At 62.7% G+C, this 15,186-nt stretch carries 15 protein-coding genes; 7 read left to right on the top strand and 8 right to left on the bottom strand.

Annotated elements, in window-relative coordinates:
- Positions 1–63 precede the first annotated feature (63 nt).
- Positions 64–870, bottom strand: a complete 807-nt coding sequence (locus tag CUJ84_RS04680) for an alpha/beta fold hydrolase (protein ID WP_105005381.1) — start codon at positions 868–870, stop codon at positions 64–66.
- A gap of 114 nt (positions 871–984) precedes the next feature.
- Here CUJ84_RS04680 and CUJ84_RS04675 point away from each other — a divergent pair, with 114 nt between their 5' ends.
- Positions 985–1,932, top strand: coding sequence for a glycerophosphodiester phosphodiesterase family protein (locus CUJ84_RS04675; RefSeq protein ID WP_105005380.1), 948 nt, complete (start codon positions 985–987; stop codon positions 1,930–1,932).
- 105 nt (positions 1,933–2,037) lie between these two features.
- On the opposite strand, the gene CUJ84_RS04670 is transcribed toward CUJ84_RS04675, so the two are convergent.
- Entirely contained in the window at positions 2,038–4,335 is a 2,298-nt protein-coding gene (locus CUJ84_RS04670; RefSeq protein ID WP_105005379.1) for a sensor domain-containing protein, read from the bottom strand.
- 254 nt (positions 4,336–4,589) lie between these two features.
- On the opposite strand from CUJ84_RS04670, the gene CUJ84_RS04665 reads away from it, so the two are divergent.
- Both CUJ84_RS04665 and CUJ84_RS04660 read left to right on the top strand, forming a co-directional pair.
- The gene (locus CUJ84_RS04665; protein WP_105005378.1) at positions 4,590–5,957 is read left to right on the top strand and encodes a TIGR03808 family TAT-translocated repetitive protein; all 1,368 of its coding nucleotides are present in this window, start codon (positions 4,590–4,592) and stop codon (positions 5,955–5,957) included.
- A 98-nt stretch (positions 5,958–6,055) separates the two neighbouring features.
- Positions 6,056–6,721: a glutathione S-transferase family protein gene (locus CUJ84_RS04660; RefSeq protein WP_105008088.1), complete on the top strand. Its 666-nt coding sequence runs from the start codon at positions 6,056–6,058 to the stop codon at positions 6,719–6,721.
- Positions 6,722–6,724: 3 nt separating this feature from the next.
- Here the strand turns inward: CUJ84_RS04660 and CUJ84_RS04655 are convergent, their stop codons facing one another.
- On the bottom strand, positions 6,725–7,621 hold the full coding sequence (locus tag CUJ84_RS04655; protein ID WP_105005377.1) for a LysR substrate-binding domain-containing protein: 897 nt from the start codon (positions 7,619–7,621) through the stop codon (positions 6,725–6,727).
- A 177-nt stretch (positions 7,622–7,798) separates the two neighbouring features.
- On the opposite strand from CUJ84_RS04655, the gene CUJ84_RS04650 reads away from it, so the two are divergent.
- On the top strand, positions 7,799–7,993 hold the full coding sequence (locus CUJ84_RS04650) for a hypothetical protein (protein WP_105005376.1): 195 nt from the start codon (positions 7,799–7,801) through the stop codon (positions 7,991–7,993).
- A 38-nt stretch (positions 7,994–8,031) separates the two neighbouring features.
- Positions 8,032–8,394: an MmcQ/YjbR family DNA-binding protein gene (locus tag CUJ84_RS04645; protein ID WP_105005375.1), complete on the top strand. Its 363-nt coding sequence runs from the start codon at positions 8,032–8,034 to the stop codon at positions 8,392–8,394.
- Here the strand turns inward: CUJ84_RS04645 and CUJ84_RS04640 are convergent.
- The gene (locus CUJ84_RS04640) at positions 8,382–9,002 is read right to left on the bottom strand and encodes a glutathione S-transferase family protein (RefSeq protein WP_105005374.1); all 621 of its coding nucleotides are present in this window, start codon (positions 9,000–9,002) and stop codon (positions 8,382–8,384) included. The two genes, CUJ84_RS04645 and CUJ84_RS04640, sit on opposite strands and share 13 nt — an antisense overlap.
- Before the next feature lie 363 nt (positions 9,003–9,365).
- Positions 9,366–9,722: a hypothetical protein gene (locus tag CUJ84_RS04635; protein ID WP_012756560.1), complete on the bottom strand. Its 357-nt coding sequence runs from the start codon at positions 9,720–9,722 to the stop codon at positions 9,366–9,368.
- A gap of 143 nt (positions 9,723–9,865) precedes the next feature.
- Between CUJ84_RS04635 and CUJ84_RS04630 the strand changes: the two genes are divergently transcribed.
- Positions 9,866–10,621 (top strand): DeoR/GlpR family DNA-binding transcription regulator, encoded by a 756-nt coding sequence (locus CUJ84_RS04630; protein ID WP_105005373.1) that lies wholly within the window; start codon positions 9,866–9,868, stop codon positions 10,619–10,621.
- Here the strand turns inward: CUJ84_RS04630 and CUJ84_RS04625 are convergent.
- Together CUJ84_RS04625 and CUJ84_RS04620 are read right to left on the bottom strand one after the other, a co-directional pair.
- Positions 10,596–11,336: a hypothetical protein gene (locus tag CUJ84_RS04625; RefSeq protein ID WP_105005372.1), complete on the bottom strand. Its 741-nt coding sequence runs from the start codon at positions 11,334–11,336 to the stop codon at positions 10,596–10,598. The genes CUJ84_RS04630 and CUJ84_RS04625 overlap by 26 nt on opposite strands.
- Before the next feature lie 128 nt (positions 11,337–11,464).
- On the bottom strand, positions 11,465–12,472 hold the full coding sequence (locus CUJ84_RS04620) for an asparaginase (RefSeq protein ID WP_105005371.1): 1,008 nt from the start codon (positions 12,470–12,472) through the stop codon (positions 11,465–11,467).
- A gap of 764 nt (positions 12,473–13,236) precedes the next feature.
- On the opposite strand from CUJ84_RS04620, the gene CUJ84_RS04605 reads away from it, so the two are divergent.
- On the top strand, positions 13,237–14,448 hold the full coding sequence (locus CUJ84_RS04605) for an MFS transporter (protein WP_105005368.1): 1,212 nt from the start codon (positions 13,237–13,239) through the stop codon (positions 14,446–14,448).
- A gap of 28 nt (positions 14,449–14,476) precedes the next feature.
- Here the strand turns inward: CUJ84_RS04605 and CUJ84_RS04600 are convergent, their stop codons facing one another.
- Positions 14,477–15,100: a helix-turn-helix transcriptional regulator gene (locus CUJ84_RS04600; RefSeq protein WP_105005367.1), complete on the bottom strand. Its 624-nt coding sequence runs from the start codon at positions 15,098–15,100 to the stop codon at positions 14,477–14,479.
- Positions 15,101–15,186 lie beyond the last annotated feature (86 nt).

Genomic DNA, 15,186 nt, shown 5'->3' with positions numbered 1-15,186 from the left:
ACGCGAGGCCAGAGGGCGGGAAGAACGGACTATGGAATGGAGTGCGGCTCAACGACTGCAATGTCATGACCCTATCCCGTCGAGGAAGTTGACCACAGCGACATTAAACTCACCCGGCCGCTGCAGCGGCGCGAAATGGCTGACGCCGGTGAGATAGGTCATCTCAGCGTTCGGAATGCTGCGGGCAAGGTATTCGGCATGGTCGGGCTTGATGAATTCGTCGTGCTCGCCGAGGACGATTGCGACCGGCACGCGGATCAGCCCCAAGTCGGCGGCCTGATAATTCGGCTCCGTTCGCATCATCAGGCTGACCGCCTCGACGAATGGGCCGAAATCATCCGGCGTGGTGGACAATGCGGCATAGTCCTTGGCGTGCCGGCTGAAGCATCGGTCGATGACCGGGCTCGGAACAAATTCCAGCGTGCCGCTCGGATCCATGTTGCAGGCGAAAAAGAAGACCCCCTCGACACGTGAGGGCGCCGCCATGGCAAGAATCAGGGCGATGCAGGCGCCGTCGCTCCAGCCGACGACGGCCGCCTTGTCGAGATGCAGTGCGTCCATGACGGCGAGCACGTCGAAGGCCATCAGCTCATAACTATAGGGACGGGCATCGCGGGTGCTTCGTCCATGGCCGCGGCTGTCGATCAGCACGACGCGGCGGCCGCGGCGCAACAGTGCCGGGACCTGATAGCCCCAGTTGCCGCTGTGACCAAGGCCGCCATGCAGCAGAATGACGGGGGGACCTGCGCCGTAGGACGCATACCAGATGCGGGCACCGTCGCGCGCGACATGCCCTTCGACTGCTGCCGGCGGCAACGGAGCTGCACCATTCGTTTCGAAATGGATGAGCTCGTCGTCTTGTGGTTCCATAGCGATGAGGCTCCCGTCCGGCGAATAGACCGATGGCATAGAAAAGCCGGAAAACAGCCCAAGAACAACCAGAATCGCTTTCTAGCCCTTGTAATGCAACCAGGAGGATCGGCGTTGGGCAGGAAGTTTTTCTATTGCGCGGCGGCAATCGCCGTCGCCGCGGCGAGCATCTACCTCAACAATACCAGCCTGCTTGCCGAACATCGGCCGGGAAAACCGGTGCTGCTCGCCCATCGCGGCATCGCCCAGCGCTTCGACGAAACCGATCTCAAGAACGACACCTGCACGGCGAGCCGCATGCTGCCGCCGAAACACGATTATCTCGAAAACACTATTCCGTCGATGCAGGCAGGTTTTGCGGCGGGCGCCGATATCGTCGAGATCGACATACATCCGACGACGGACGGGCAGTTTGCGGTTTTTCACGACTGGACGCTCGACTGCCGCACCGACGGGCATGGCGTCACCCGCGAGCATTCGATGGCTGACATGAAGAGGCTCGACATCGGCTATGGCTACACCGCCGATGGCGGCAAGACCTTTCCCTTTCGCGGCCGGGGCGTCGGCATGATGCCGACCCTTGCCGAGGTGCTGTCGACCTTTCCGGATCGGCGCTTCCTCATCAACGTCAAGAAGCTCGCCGCCGTGCTCAACGGACTTTCTGAGGAAAGACGGGCCGAGATCATCGTCTATGGCGGTGACGAGCCGATCGACGTGCTGCGCCGTATGGCACCCGATATCAAGACCGCCTCGCGCAAGAGCCTGAAGGGCTGCCTGTTCGGCTATATCGGCTATGGCTGGACCGGCCTGCTGCCGGACGAATGCAGACATGCGATGATGCTGGTGCCGATCAATATCGCCCCGTGGCTCTGGGGCTGGCCCGATCGTTTTCTCAACCGGATGGCCGATGCCGGGACCGAGGTCTTCGTGCTCGGCCCCTATCGCGGCAACGATTTTTCCACCGGCATCGACGACCCCTCGCAACTGGCGCGGCTGCCGCCAAACTATGCAGCGGGCATATGGACGAACGAGATCGAGGCGATCGGCAAGCTTGCGAAATAGAGCTTGAAAGACGCCGCATCGACCTGATCGATGCGGCGTCTTTCAATGTTTCCTTTTGTGCATGTCGTTCTCCCAAAACCGCTGCACACTTTTGGGCGACATGCGCTAGAGGCTTCGCGCCCGCAGCAATGCCGGGATCTCCTCCGGGGAGACGGGTTTCGAGAAGCGGTAGCCTTGCGCCTGCTCGCAGCGCGCCTGGCGCAGGAAATCCATCTGAGCGTCGGTTTCGACACCTTCGGCGAGAACCGAAAGCTTCAGCGTCTGCGCCAGCGAGATGACAGCCGAGGCGATGGCGACGGCGGTCTTGTCGCCCGGCAGGGCCTCGACCAGCGAACGGTCCATCTTCAGGCGGTCGAAGGGAAAGGTCTTCAGTGCCGCCAGGCTGGAATAGCCGGAGCCGAAATCGTCGATCGACAGGCGAACACCCAACGCCCGCAGCGTTTCCATCATGGCGAGCGCGCGTTCGGCATCGTGCATCACCACGCTTTCGGTGACCTCCAGCTCCAGCCAACGCGACTGCAGGCGGTGGCGCTCCAGCGCTTCGGTGACATGGGTTGCGAAATCCGGGTCGGCGAACTGCTTGGCGGAGACATTGACGGCGATCGTCAGCGGCGTCAGACCCATATCCTGCCAGTTGCGCGCCTGGCGGCAGGCCTCGTTCAGCACCCAGAGACCGAGGGGGACGATCAGGCCGGTCTCTTCGGCGAGCGGAATGAAATTGACCGGCGGCACCCTGCCCTTGGCCGGATGGTTCCAGCGGACCAGCGCCTCGAGCCCGGTGATACGGCCGGTGGCGACATCGACCTGCGGCTGGTATTGCAGGAACAACTGGTCGCCAGTGATCGCCTGATGCAATTCCTCATGCTCGCCGAGCGGCATTCCGACCGGCGTGCTGCCGCCCTCGTGATGTTGCAATGTGTTGCGGCCGAGTTCCTTGGCGCGGTACATGGCGCGGTCGGCATTGGCGAGAAGCTCTTCCGAGGTTGCGCCATCGAAGGGGAAGGCGGCAACGCCGATGCTCGAAGTGACGGTGATCTCGCCGTCGGCGCCGCGGATCGGCCGGTTGATCGCCTTCTGCAGCTCGCGAAGGCGGCGCGTGATGCCGGCATCGTGGCTCGACTGGTGGACGAGCACCACAAGGAATTCGTCGCCGCCGAGACGCACCACCATATCGGACGCCCTGACACTATTGGCCATGCGGGCGGCGATCTCCTTCAGCACCTCGTCGCCGGCGGCGTGGCCGCGGCCGTCATTGATGTCCTTGAAATTGTCGAGATCGATATAGGCGACGGTCACCTTGCGGTTGTTGCGCCGGGCCTGGTCGAGGATACTCGCCAGCCGTTCCTTCAGGAAGGCGCGGTTGGGCAGGCCCGTCAGATCGTCATGATGGGCCATGAAATGAATGCGGTCGTCGACACGCTTGCGCTCGATGGCGATGCCGGCGATATGGGTGGCGAGCGCCACCAGCGTCATCTCGTGCTCGGTGGGACGGCGGACTTCCCTGGAATAGAGCGCGAACGTGCCGAGCACATTGTTCTGCGATGTGGCAATCGGCGTCGACCAGCAGGAGCGGAAGCCGAACGGGGCGATCAAGGCGCGAAAATCCTCCCAGAGCGGATCGCTCATCACATCCTCGACGATCACGGTCTGACCGCGCCAGGCGGCGGTGCCGCAGGAGCCGACCTTGGGACCGATCGTGACACCATCGATGAGGCGGCTGTAGCCGCCCGGCAGATTGGGAGAGGCGCCGTGATAGAGCCTGGTGCCCTCGCTGTCGAGCAGCAGCACCGATCCGTCGATCCCGGTCAGTTGCGCCTCGATCATCAGCACGAGTGCCTCGAGGATCATCGGCAACGGCTCGTTGCGGGCAATCATTTCGAGCAGGCTCGCCTGGCCGCGATGCAGATCCTCCTGGCGCTTGCGTTCGGTGATATCACGGGAAACACCGATCAGACCGACGATTTCGCCGCGATCGTTGCGCAGCGGTATCTTCGAGGTCAGCCGGCATATCGGTCTTCTGCTGCCCGGAAAGACGTAGGATTCCTCCATGTCGATGCGGGCTTCGCCCGTCGTCATGATCTGCTGCTCAATATCGAAATGGTGGAGCGCCGTCTCGAAATCGAACAGGTCGAAATCGCGCTTGCCGGTGATCAGCGCAGCGCTCTCCAGGCCAAGGCTGCTGGCGGTGACGGCATTGGCAAAAACGAAGCGGCTGTCACGATCCTTGACGTAGAGAAAATCCGGAAGCTCGTGGACGATTTCCTTGAGGCGCAGGTTCTCGATGCCCTCGGAAAGGTGGTGGGCGGTCGATGCCATCATTGCCTCCGTCGCGGCGACGATACGCCGCGTTTCGGCCGTCAGGGCATCGGTTGATTCCCATCGCCTGGCACCCAATTCGCGCATGACGCCATTCCCCCTGCGGCCGAAGGCCGTATCCCGTACCCGTCATCAAAGAAATTCCCTTAAAAGTAGTCCTCATTTCCTTCGGCTTGCTTAAATGAAAGGGTGAACAAGACGACAATATAAGCGGCGATATCCTGCCGTCGCGCTCGGCCACAACTGCAATTTTGCCCGCCTTTGCCAAGCTTGTGCCAAAAGAATACATGCGGGCTTGGCACGTTTCGTGCTACGGGCGCGCTATGACAAGTGATCCCCGGATGCCTTCACGCCGCGACATGCTTTTATTCCTCGCTGCCTCGGCCATTGCAGGAGGGACGTCACGCGCCCTCGCTTCGCCGCGGACGGCAGCCGGTCAGCCCGATCTGCGCGGAGCGATCGACGCGGCGGAATATCGCGCCATTCCCGAAAGCGGCGACAGCAAGACCCGCAACCTTGAGCAGATGATCAAACAGGCGGCGCGCGAGAACGTGCCGGTGTTCCTGCCGCCCGGTACCTACCGGGTCTCCAACCTCACCTTGCCCGACAATACGCGCATATCAGGCGTGCCCGGCGCCTCACGGATCGTCTATACCGGCGACGGCCACCTGTTTTCGGCCGAGAACGTGCGGCGGATCGAGCTTTCCAATCTCGTCATCGACGGCGGCGACCGCAGGCTTGGCGACTATGCCGGCGGGCTGTTGCAATTTACCGGCGTCGACGAGGTGCTGATCGACAATTGCGAGATCGGCGGCAGCCGCAAGCACGGCCTGCAGCTGGAGCGCTGTGGCGGGCGGATCGAGCGCAGCCGCATATCGGGGGCCGCCCAATCCGGGCTTTACGCGGTGGAATCGGCTAACCTTACGGTCACCGGCAACACGGTCTCGGATTGCGGCAATGGCGGCATCCTCGTGCACCGCTGGAAAAAGGCGGAGGACGGCACGGTTGTATCCGGCAACCGCATCTCCAACATCCGCGCCAATGACGGCGGCACCGGCGAAAACGGTAACGGCATCAATATCTTCCGTGCCGACGGGGTGATGGTTGTGAATAACCAGATCTCCGATTGCGCGTTTACGGCGATCCGCGCCAATTCGGCCTCGGACATCCAGATCAGCAGCAACCAGTGCCGGCGATCCGGCGAGACGGCGATCTATGTCGAATTCGCCTTCGAGGGCGCCGTCGTTTCCGCCAATATGATCGACGGGGCGGCAAACGGCATTTCGATCGCCAATTTCGACGAGGGCGGCAGGCTGGCAAGCGTCACCGGCAATGTCGTGCGCAACCTGACGCTGAAAGGTCCCTACCAGCACGAGGTCGGTTTCGGCATCGGCATCGCGGCAGAGGCCGACACGCTGATTTCAGGCAATGTGATCGAGGGAGCGCCGCGCTGGGGTCTGCAGATCGGCTGGGGTCCGTATCTGCGCAACGTCGTTGTGACAGGCAACGTGGTGCGTAAGGCGCCGGTGGGATGCGCGGTTTCGGTCGCCGATGGCGCCGGGACTGCCGTCATCACCGACAACGTCTTCCATGAGACCGCCGAAGGGGCGGTGCTCGGCTTCCAGTGGGAGAAGAAGGTCTCCGGCGAGATGGCGGGCGGCGGCTCGCCCTATCCACAGCTGACCGTCGAGAGAAACCGCGTCTCCTGAAGGCCATCAAAAGCTTTCATCATCCCATCAGCCACAAGGACTTTTCCCACGCCGATCCGGCATTTACGGTCTCTCGGACACATCGAGGGGATATGGACATGCTGACAATCTACGGGGTCTATCGGTCGCGCGCCTCACGCGTCTATTGGATGGCGGAAGAGCTTGGGGTCGAATTCCGCTCGGTGCCGGTGCTGCAGGCAAGGCGGCTGGCAGATCCGCTATCTGAGGATGCGCCGCTCAACACGCATTCGCCGGAATTCATTGCCGTCAACCCGATGGCGCAGATCCCCAGCATTCGGGACGGCGACCTCGTCATGCACGAGTCACTGGCGATCAATCTTTACCTCGCCCGTAAACATGGCGGACCGCTTTCCGGCCAAACCGTCGAGGAAGACGGATTGCTGACGATGTGGACGGTCTGGGCGGCTGCGGAGGTCGAGCCGCACACGGTGAAGATCGTACTCACCTATGATAACGGGCTCGAAAACAGCGAAGGCGGCCAACAGACGATCGCGGTTGCCTGCCGCTCGCTACGCAGGCCACTGGCGGTCCTCGAAGGCCACCTTGCCGGCCGGCAATGGGTCGTTGGTGACCGCTTTACCGTCGCCGATCTCAACATCGCCGAGGTGTTGCGCTACGCCCAGACCGAAGAGGCGCTGTTCGATGCGCATCCGAATATCAAAGCCTGGATCGAGCGCTGCCAGTCCCGCCCGGCTTACAAGGCGATGCAGGCGACCCGCGGTAGGGAGCCGATCGAGGTTTGAGGGCTACTTGAAGAGCGTGAGCGTGCCGGCCATTTCCTCACGGATCCAGGCCTTGAAATCCTTCACCTTCTTCGGCTCGCGCGGGCCTTCAGCGGTGACGAAGTAATGGCCGAAACCGGTCGGCGCGCGTATGCCGAAAGGGGCGGCGAGCCGGCCTTCGGCAATCGCAAAGGCGGCAAGGGTCTGCCAGGCGAGCATGACGCCCTGGCCCGCGATCGCCGCATCGAGGCAGAGCGAAGCGTCGTTGAAGACGTGACGGGTCGAAAGCGTGGCACCTGATAGTCCGACCTCGCGCATCCAGACCTCCCAGGTGAACATGGCATGGCCATCGATGATGGCAGGCAGTTGGAGGATATCGGCGGGCTCTTTCAATGTCGCGGCCATATCAGGGGAACAGACGGGAAAGACCTCCTGTGCCAACAGCAGTTCAGCCTTCACATCCGGCCATTTGCCGCTGCCGACGCGGATGCCGATATCGACGTCGCAAAGGGCCGGATTGACGAGATTGGTCGTCGCGTCCAGCCGCAGCTTGATGTCGGGATGACGCTCGGCGAAACGATCGAGCCGGTAGACCAGCCAGCGGGCGGCGAAAACCGGCGCCACCGAGATCGTCAGGATCGTATCGTCCTTGCGGCTCGCGATCGACACCGCTGCCGAAAGACGAGCAAAACCCTCGTCGAGCGCCAGGAGCACCGGCCGGCCGGCTTCGGTGGCGATCATGCCCCTGGCGGTGCGCTCGAAGATCACCTGACCAAGCTGGGCTTCGGCCTTGATGACCTGCTGGCTGACGGCGCCAACCGAGACGCCGAGTTCGTCGGCGGCGGCCTGGAGCGAGCCGAGACGACCGACGGCCTCCAGCGCGCGCAGGCCGTTGAGATGGACCATATTCAAGTTCTTCATATAGTTTTTCTATAGCGCCGCCGCATTAATCTCAATTGAAAATCTGCCTGTTGAGGCCGACATTGCAAGCATAGGCAATCCATTCAAACACAGTGCGTGAGGCGGATAAGATAGCTCAGCAGGCGGACGCCACTTTGCGATCATCCTTCTCCGCCACTGAAGAAAGCGAGGCCTGCCATGTCGTTGCTGAAGTTTTTCTTGAGACCTGCCCTTCCCGTGGAAAGCACAGAAATTATCCCCAGCTGGAAGGATGATCCGCTCCGGCATCCCGAGGTCGAGCGCATGTCGATGCGCGAAATCGCCGATCTGCCGCTCGGGATGCCGGCCGGCTTTCCCACAGAGGCCAAACCGCCGCTGGCGAAATGCGCGTGAAGATATGGTAGGTTCGCCCCAACCGAAAGGGCGGAGCAATGGCGGACGACGTCGATGCGATCTTCCAACGCCTAAAACGGCTGGCGGCGGAAGCCGGCCTGCCTGATGTCGAGGAGAGCACCTCCTACGGCAATCCGGCGCTGAAGGTCGGCGGCAAGAGTTTTGTCGCGGTGAAGAACGCCGAGACGATCGTGATCTCGATTTCGATCGACGACAAGGATCACCTACTGGAGATGGCGCCCGACGTCTATTTTCAAACCGATCATTATGTCGGCTGGCCGCATCTGCCGGTGCGCGCCGCCGTGATCGGCGACGAGGAATTGCGGTTGCGGCTGATCGGCGCCTGGCTGTTCCGGGCGCCGAAGAAGCTTGCCGCCGGATTTAAGGATCAGGCCCGGTAATAGGCCAGCGCCCGCTGGACGGCGGGGCGCTGCAGCATGCGGGCGTGGTGATCGCTCGCCCTTTCGAAGCGGGCGGGATCGACGCCGTCCGACGGCAGCCAGTCGGTCATGACGAAGAGATAGGGATCGGCGAGCGAATAGGTCTCACCCATCACCCATGGGCCTTCGAACATCGTCTGCTCGATCAGCGTGAAACAATCGGCCATATTCTCAGGCACCTTGGCCTTCATCGCCTCGATTGCCGCCGGCTCGTCGGCCCAGCGGGAGCCGCGCGGGCGATGGGCATGGTTCACATGCACGGTCGAGCAGATATAGCTGTTGAAGGACTGGAGCCTGGCAAATTCGAAAGGATCGTCAAGCGGCGCCAGCTTGGCGGCCGGCGCGCTCTGGGCGATATAGGCCAAGATCGCCGGCGTTTCCGTCAGCACGCCGTAATCGGTGACCAGTGCCGGCACCCGGCCCTTCGGGTTGATCTTCAAATAGTCCGGCGAACGCTGTTCGCCATCGCGGAGGCTGATCTTCTTGACCTCGAAGGCCAGGCCGGATTCTTCCAGGGCAATAAGGCTTGCGAGCGCGCAGGTTCCGGGCGCGTAGTACAATGTCAGCATGGTTCTCGACTCCCTTTCGGCAAGGGTTATAGCGTAGCGGTGGGCGGGCTGGAACTGGTGGGATTGGGTTTTGCTTCTCCATCGGGACAAGGGTGGGTGCGTGCGAGTGTGAGAGCATGATCGGTGTGCCGCGCCGCGCCCCTCATCCGGCTGCCGCCACCTTCTCCCCGCTTACGGGGAGAAGGGACATGCCGCACCGGCTTTCCCCGACCTCGACGCTGCGTTTGCCACGTCCCCTCGCCCCGTTTTTACGGGGAGAGGGTTAGGGTGAGGGGCAGATCTTGCACTTCAACTCGCCTTGTCAGCCAACGCAGCCGGATACGATAGATGCCCCTTCTCCCTCCGGAGAGAAAACACGCACATTCAGCCGCAGCCCGGCACGTCTTCCAGGCGGTGCCAGACCGGGATGCCGCGTTCCCGGGCGATGCGGACGTCGTTGTCCGCTCCCTTGGAATCGCCCGGCAGGCGCAGCACGCCTTCGCAGAGCTGCAGCAGCCGGCCGGCGACCGGGTGGAAGATCTCTTCGTAGAGCGCGTCGCCGACCGACCGGCCGCCGGCGGCATGCCAGATCGGCAGGGCTACCCATTCGCCGATCATCGGCACATGGCCGGCCTGAAACAGCGCGTGCGAGGGCGCTTCCAGCCGCTTCAGGTTGGCGGCCATCTTTTCCGGGTCGTCGCCGGTTCCGGACCGATAGGGCCCGGCAATCAAAATCAACATGATCCACTCCTTCGCTCCGCTTTATGCGTGAGCATTTTCCCGGCCTCATGCACGGGATTTCGTGAAAATGCACGATATTTCTTGAATGTCGAGTCACTTCGTGCAATATCGGGCTATTATGTTTAATTTCGTGCAGAGAGACGATGCTGACAACCCAACGCAAGGCCCTCATTCTCGACATCCTGCGCCGTGACGGCCAGGTGATCGCCAAACGCGTCGCCGAGGATTTCGCGCTTTCGGAGGACACGATCCGGCGTGACCTCCGGGAAATGGCGGCGGAGGGGCTGTTGAAGCGGGTGCATGGCGGGGCGATGCCGCTGGCGCCTGACCTGCCGGATTTTACCGCCCGGCGCAGCGTGTCGTCGCAGATCAAGGCACGGCTGGGGGCGGCGGCGGCGGCGATGGTGAAGCCCGGTCAGATGATCTTCCTCGACGGCGGCACGACGACGGCGGAGATCGCCAGGCACTTGCCGCGCGACATGCCGCTGACGGTTGCGACCCACAGCCCGACGATTGCCGCCGAACTCGAATACCACCCGACAGCCGAGGTGATCCTCGCCGGCGGACGGCTCTACAAACATTCGATGGTGGCGACGGGGGCAGCGGCGATGGCGGCGATCTCGCAGCTTCGCCCCGATCTCTTCTTCCTCGGGGTGACGGCGGCGCATCCGGTGCACGGGCTTTCCACCGGCGATTTCGAGGAAGCGGCGATCAAGCGGCACATCGCCCGCTGCTCTGCCGAAACGCATGTGCTGCTGACCGAGGAGAAGTTCGACCTCGTCTCGCCCTGCCCGGTGCTTGGCATTTCCGAGGTGGCGGGGCTGATCGTGCCCATGGAGATGACGGCCGAACAGCTGAAACCCTATCGCGATCTCAACGGCGCGATCGCCGCAGCATGATGGCGCTGCGGGAGGGCTGCGGTGCGGCAGCATGTGGCAGGAGGCTTGCGGCAAGGGCCGCGATGAAGGCCGCCAGCACGGCATAGGCCGGCGCCATGCTGCCGGTTCCAAGGGTGAGCACCGTCTGCAGATATGGCTGCGCCAGCGCGATGATGACGGAAAGTGCCGGCATGTCGAGCAGGGTCCCGGCGATCCGCGACAGTTCCGGCATGAAGGCTGCGCCAGAAAGCGCGCCGTAGACCGCCGTCAGGCGGAGTGTGAGGCGTAACGGCGCCGAGGCTGCAAGCGGCAGCCTGTCGCCATCCTCGAGGGCAAACATGAGATAGGCTGCGAAAGCCGCCAGAAACAGGAAGGCGACGGGCAGCGCCGCCAGGGTGGCGGGTTGCGCCAGCGCCGCCGCATCCGCCGCCAGGAAGAGCAGGATCGGCGTGGAAGCGACGAACCAGATGGCGACGATCGGCCCCCAGAACCAGATGAGCGAGAGAGCGTGAAGACGCAGCAGCGTTGCCATGAAGAGCACGCCGATCGCGGTCCAGATGCAGGCGGGTTTGAGCACGCCCGATATCAGCCGGAGGGCCGGCTCGCAGGCCCCGGCCATATCGCCGCAGCCGGACAGCTGGATCGTGAGCCAGGTGATATAATCGAGGCTCAACGCGGCGAACATGAAGATGCCGATCCCCATCAGCATCCACCAGAGATAGCGGCCTGCAAACATGCCCTGCCCTCACGGCTTCCAGGACTGTGCTCACGTCGCCGCGAAAGGGTGCATCCGCGATCGCAGGACGTACCCCCTTATATTAGGTAATTCTTATTTTTCTAATAACTTATGTACGAAAGCTCGACTCATCCGGCCAAGGCGGAAGTGACCCTGACATCACCGACATGGATGCCGTTCCAATTGCGCATCGGCGTTGCGGCATAGGCCATCAGGCCCGCATGCACCTCGTCTTCCGTCTCGAAGAAACGGGCGAGCGTCGCCGCCACCATGGCTTCCGCGGCGCGGGTCGTGCCATCCTCGCATTTGAGTGCGATGGCGATGCCCTTTTCCGGAATCGCGGCACAGAAGACGCCCTCGGCGCCGGTCTTGACGAAGATGCGGCCGGGGGCGATCTGCATCAGCGCCGTGCAGGCGCGGCCGGAGCCGGCGACATAGAAGGGCTCGGCCATGCAGGCCTCGATCAGTCGGCGGGATGCCTTGGCGCGCAGGGGTTCGAGGCCGGTGCCGGTCGCCATTTTGGCAAAACCGTGGGCAAGGCTGCGCAGCGGCACGGCATAGGTCGGGATCGAGCAGCCGTCGGTGCCGCAGCTGTCCGCGCCAAGCACAGCGCCGGTCAGGCTTTCTATCGCCGCGCGGATCTCGACCTGCAGCGGGTGCTGATAGCCGACATAGCCCTTCGGATCGAGGTCCTGATGGCAGCAAGCGCAGATGAAACCGGCATGTTTTCCCGAGCAATTGTTGTGCAGCGCAGTCGGCGCATCGAGCGTGCGAGCCTGCTGGATCAGGATCTTCTGGCTCATCGACCAGTGAGCGCCGCATTCCAGCGCTTGCGCATCGCGACCGGCACGCGACAGCATGGAATGGGCTAGCGCGACATGCTCGTCCTCGCCATTATGCGAGGCGCAGGCCAGCGCCAATTCCTTGTCACCGAAGCCATAGGCATCGGCAGCACCACTCTCGACCAGCGGCAGCGCCTGCATCGCCTTGCAGGACGAGCGCGGAAAGACCGCGGCCTCGATGTTGCCCAGCGAGAAGACAAGCTTGCCATCGCCATCGACCACAGCCACCGCGCCGCGATGGCGACTTTCGACGAGCAGGCCGCGGGAAACTTCGACGGTGACGGGATTGGTCATGAGCTTTTGTCCGGATGCTGGCGGGGTTGCGCAGTCCATAACGCGTCACGCGGGGAAAGCCAACGGGGTTGACGTTTTGCGGCTGCGCGGGTGCCTGCTGATAGTGCACCGGCTCTATCGGTGGCTGGACGTCACCGCATATTCCGTCATCCTCGGCCTTGAGCCGAGGACCCATGCCCGCTGCCGGTGGAAGGCCGGCGTAGATCCTCGGGTCAAGCCCGAGGATGACGGAGGGTGGGGTGAGCTTTGTGGCCAGTACAGCAACCTCAGATGGAATGGGAGCGGAAGTGCGCCCTCCCGCCGGCCGCGCTCCCCAACCTCCACCATGTGGACGCATCGAGACGCTATCGTGCAGCCCGATTCACATTCCAAGGAATTGTTTTGCAAGCGGGCATGCCTATGACCGAGTCCATATTGTTGGCATTTTTCACAATTGTCTCCCTGGGTCTTGCGTCTTGGCTGGCACGCCGGCCGGCAAAGGCGAGCGTTGGAATAATCCTTGGAACACTTCTGGGGCTAGCGCTGATCGTCAGCACGTCAGCTCTGGTCGGATTTTTGGGAAATGTGCTTCCCTTCGGGCAAATCGACTTCTGGCTCTCAAGTTTGGTCGCGAAATTCTGAGCTAGGCGCTCAGCCTCGCCGTGGGCTCGGACCGCGATCACATCGTCCAAACATTCATCACATAAATTGACCGAAGCAATCTAAAACTATCGTTTCTCTGATAAGTCCGATGCAGCTAAGAGTGGTGCATCAGGAACCGCCCCATGCCATCCACCTTTTCCTTGATCCTTCGCGACAACAGGATCCGAATTCCGACGGTGACCCTCGTCGCGCTCGCCTTCACCTATGCTTCGACCGCGCCCTACCAGTCGATCATCGGGATCAACGAACTCGGCTTGAGCAATGGCGCCTATTCGGCGCTGGTGTTCTTCTCGGCGATCGTCAACGTCACGACAAGCCTGACGCTCGGCATCTGGTCGGACAGGCTGAAAGAGCGCCGGCCGCTGGTGCTGGGGCTTTGCGTCGCCGGCATGCTCGGCTTCGGGTCGATCGCGATCTTTCATAGCCCCGTGGTCTTCATCTTCTCGACGCTGTTGCTGGTGCCGATGAGCAATTCCACCTATTCGCTGCTGTTTGCCAGCCTGCGCGCCAGGACCAACCAGATGGACCGCGGCCAGGGGGCGGCGATCACCGCAACGGTGCGGGCGCTCTTTTCCGGCTCATGGGCGCTGGCGCCGGGGTTGATCGGCCTCTATCTCGTCAGTTCGCCGTCGATGACGCCGGCCTATGGGATCGCGGCATTGGCAAGCTGCACCTGCTTCTGCCTGTATTTCTTCTTCGCGCCCGGAAACGGCACTGCCGGTCCGTCCCCCGATCAGCCCGGCTTCTTGGCATCGCTGAAGCGGATCTTCATGCCCTATGTGCTTTCACGCGTTATCGTCATGGCGATGCTGTTCGGGCTGCAGCGGCTGAACAGCATGCTCCTGCCGCTGATCATCACCCATGCGGCCGGCGGAAGCGTGGTCGATGTCGGCTTCATCGCCGGATTGACGGCCTTGCTCGAGATGCCGTTCATGATGATGTGGGGCTTTGCGCAGCGCCGCTTCCGGACCGTGCATGTGCTCGCCTTCGGCGCGCTGATCTATTGCGTCTATCTGCTGCTGCTTGGTTTTGCTTCCGCGCCCTGGCACATCTATGCACTGCTCCTCGTCAATGCCTGCGGGGCGGCAGCGATCCTCAGCGTGCCGATCACCTATCTGCAGGACCTGATCGCCGACCGACCGGGGCTCGGAACCTCGCTGATTTCGCTGAACACTTTCATCGGCACCGGCATTAGCGCCGGGCTCTTCGCCTTCGGCACCGCGATCAGCGATTATTCCGGCACCGCCTTCGTCGGCGCGGCCGCCGGTCTCGCATCGATCGGAGTGCTGCTCTATCTCGAAAGCAGCTGGCGGCAGGCGCGGCAACCGGCGTGAAGTGCGAGCCGCTTGCGAGCGATATCCGTCAACGCGGCGTGATGCGATAGGCGCAGCGGCGGGCGCCGGCGAGGATGTGTTCGCTGCGCTCGACCTTAGCACAAAGGACGGCGCGGAAGGTTTCGAGTTCGGAGCGGCAGAAGCCGGCACAGGCGGTGGCGGCGGCGCAGATCGGGCAATGGTTTTCGACCAGCATGAAGGCGCCGTCCGCCTCCTGCCAGTGATCGGCCATATAGCCCTCGCGGGTGCGGATGCCGGCAAGGCCTTCGACGCGCGCGGCAAGGTCATGCGCCTTGCCGAGTTCCTGCCGATAGCGCTGCAGCGTCTCGGCCTCACGGGCGGAGATGACGGTATCGAGGGCTGCGGGGCCGAGCTGTTCGACGAGCGTACCGAGGAGGTTTGCCGTCAGCTCGGCATGGCCGTCGGGAAATTGGCGGTTGCCGCTCGTTGTGAGGTGCCAGAGCTGGCGCGGCCGGCCACGGCCCGCGGCGGCAACAGTGACCGGTTCCACCAGCCCCTCCTCCGCCATCTTCGACAGTTGCTGGCGGGCAGCCTCGCCCGATATGCCTAGCGCATCGCCGATCGCTGCGGCGAGCTGCGGGCCGTCGGTTTTTATCAGAATCAGGATCCGGTTGGCTGGGGACTGGCGCATATTTTCCAAGTCAAGTCTTGTTTAATTCGAAACGGCGTGTAATTTTCCAATTTATAACTTGGAAAATAATCCTTCGCCAGCAAAAA

The sequence above is a fragment of the Rhizobium leguminosarum genome (assembly GCF_002953715.1).
Classification (GTDB): Bacteria; Pseudomonadota; Alphaproteobacteria; order Rhizobiales; family Rhizobiaceae; genus Rhizobium; species Rhizobium leguminosarum_V.
The sequence above is the reverse complement of the archived record's forward strand: the minus strand, read 5'-3'. Positions and strand labels throughout refer to the sequence as shown.

Excerpts from the sequence above, each read along its gene's own strand:
- CUJ84_RS04635 (WP_012756560.1), bottom strand. The coding sequence starts at position 9,722 with ATGTTGATTTTGATTGCCGGGCCCTATCGGTCCGGAACCGGCGACGAC.
- CUJ84_RS04650 (WP_105005376.1), top strand. The coding sequence starts at position 7,799 with ATGTCGTTGCTGAAGTTTTTCTTGAGACCTGCCCTTCCCGTGGAAAGC.
- CUJ84_RS04645 (WP_105005375.1), top strand. The coding sequence starts at position 8,032 with ATGGCGGACGACGTCGATGCGATCTTCCAACGCCTAAAACGGCTGGCG.
- CUJ84_RS04660 (WP_105008088.1), top strand. The coding sequence starts at position 6,056 with ATGCTGACAATCTACGGGGTCTATCGGTCGCGCGCCTCACGCGTCTAT.
- CUJ84_RS04605 (WP_105005368.1), top strand. The coding sequence starts at position 13,237 with ATGCCATCCACCTTTTCCTTGATCCTTCGCGACAACAGGATCCGAATT.
- CUJ84_RS04640 (WP_105005374.1), bottom strand. The coding sequence starts at position 9,002 with ATGCTGACATTGTACTACGCGCCCGGAACCTGCGCGCTCGCAAGCCTT.
- CUJ84_RS04625 (WP_105005372.1), bottom strand. The coding sequence starts at position 11,336 with ATGTTTGCAGGCCGCTATCTCTGGTGGATGCTGATGGGGATCGGCATC.
- CUJ84_RS04665 (WP_105005378.1), top strand. The coding sequence starts at position 4,590 with ATGCCTTCACGCCGCGACATGCTTTTATTCCTCGCTGCCTCGGCCATT.
- CUJ84_RS04680 (WP_105005381.1), bottom strand. The coding sequence starts at position 870 with ATGGAACCACAAGACGACGAGCTCATCCATTTCGAAACGAATGGTGCA.
- CUJ84_RS04630 (WP_105005373.1), top strand. The coding sequence starts at position 9,866 with ATGCTGACAACCCAACGCAAGGCCCTCATTCTCGACATCCTGCGCCGT.
- CUJ84_RS04655 (WP_105005377.1), bottom strand. The coding sequence starts at position 7,621 with ATGAAGAACTTGAATATGGTCCATCTCAACGGCCTGCGCGCGCTGGAG.
- CUJ84_RS04620 (WP_105005371.1), bottom strand. The coding sequence starts at position 12,472 with ATGACCAATCCCGTCACCGTCGAAGTTTCCCGCGGCCTGCTCGTCGAA.
- CUJ84_RS04600 (WP_105005367.1), bottom strand. The coding sequence starts at position 15,100 with ATGCGCCAGTCCCCAGCCAACCGGATCCTGATTCTGATAAAAACCGAC.
- CUJ84_RS04670 (WP_105005379.1), bottom strand. The coding sequence starts at position 4,335 with ATGCGCGAATTGGGTGCCAGGCGATGGGAATCAACCGATGCCCTGACG.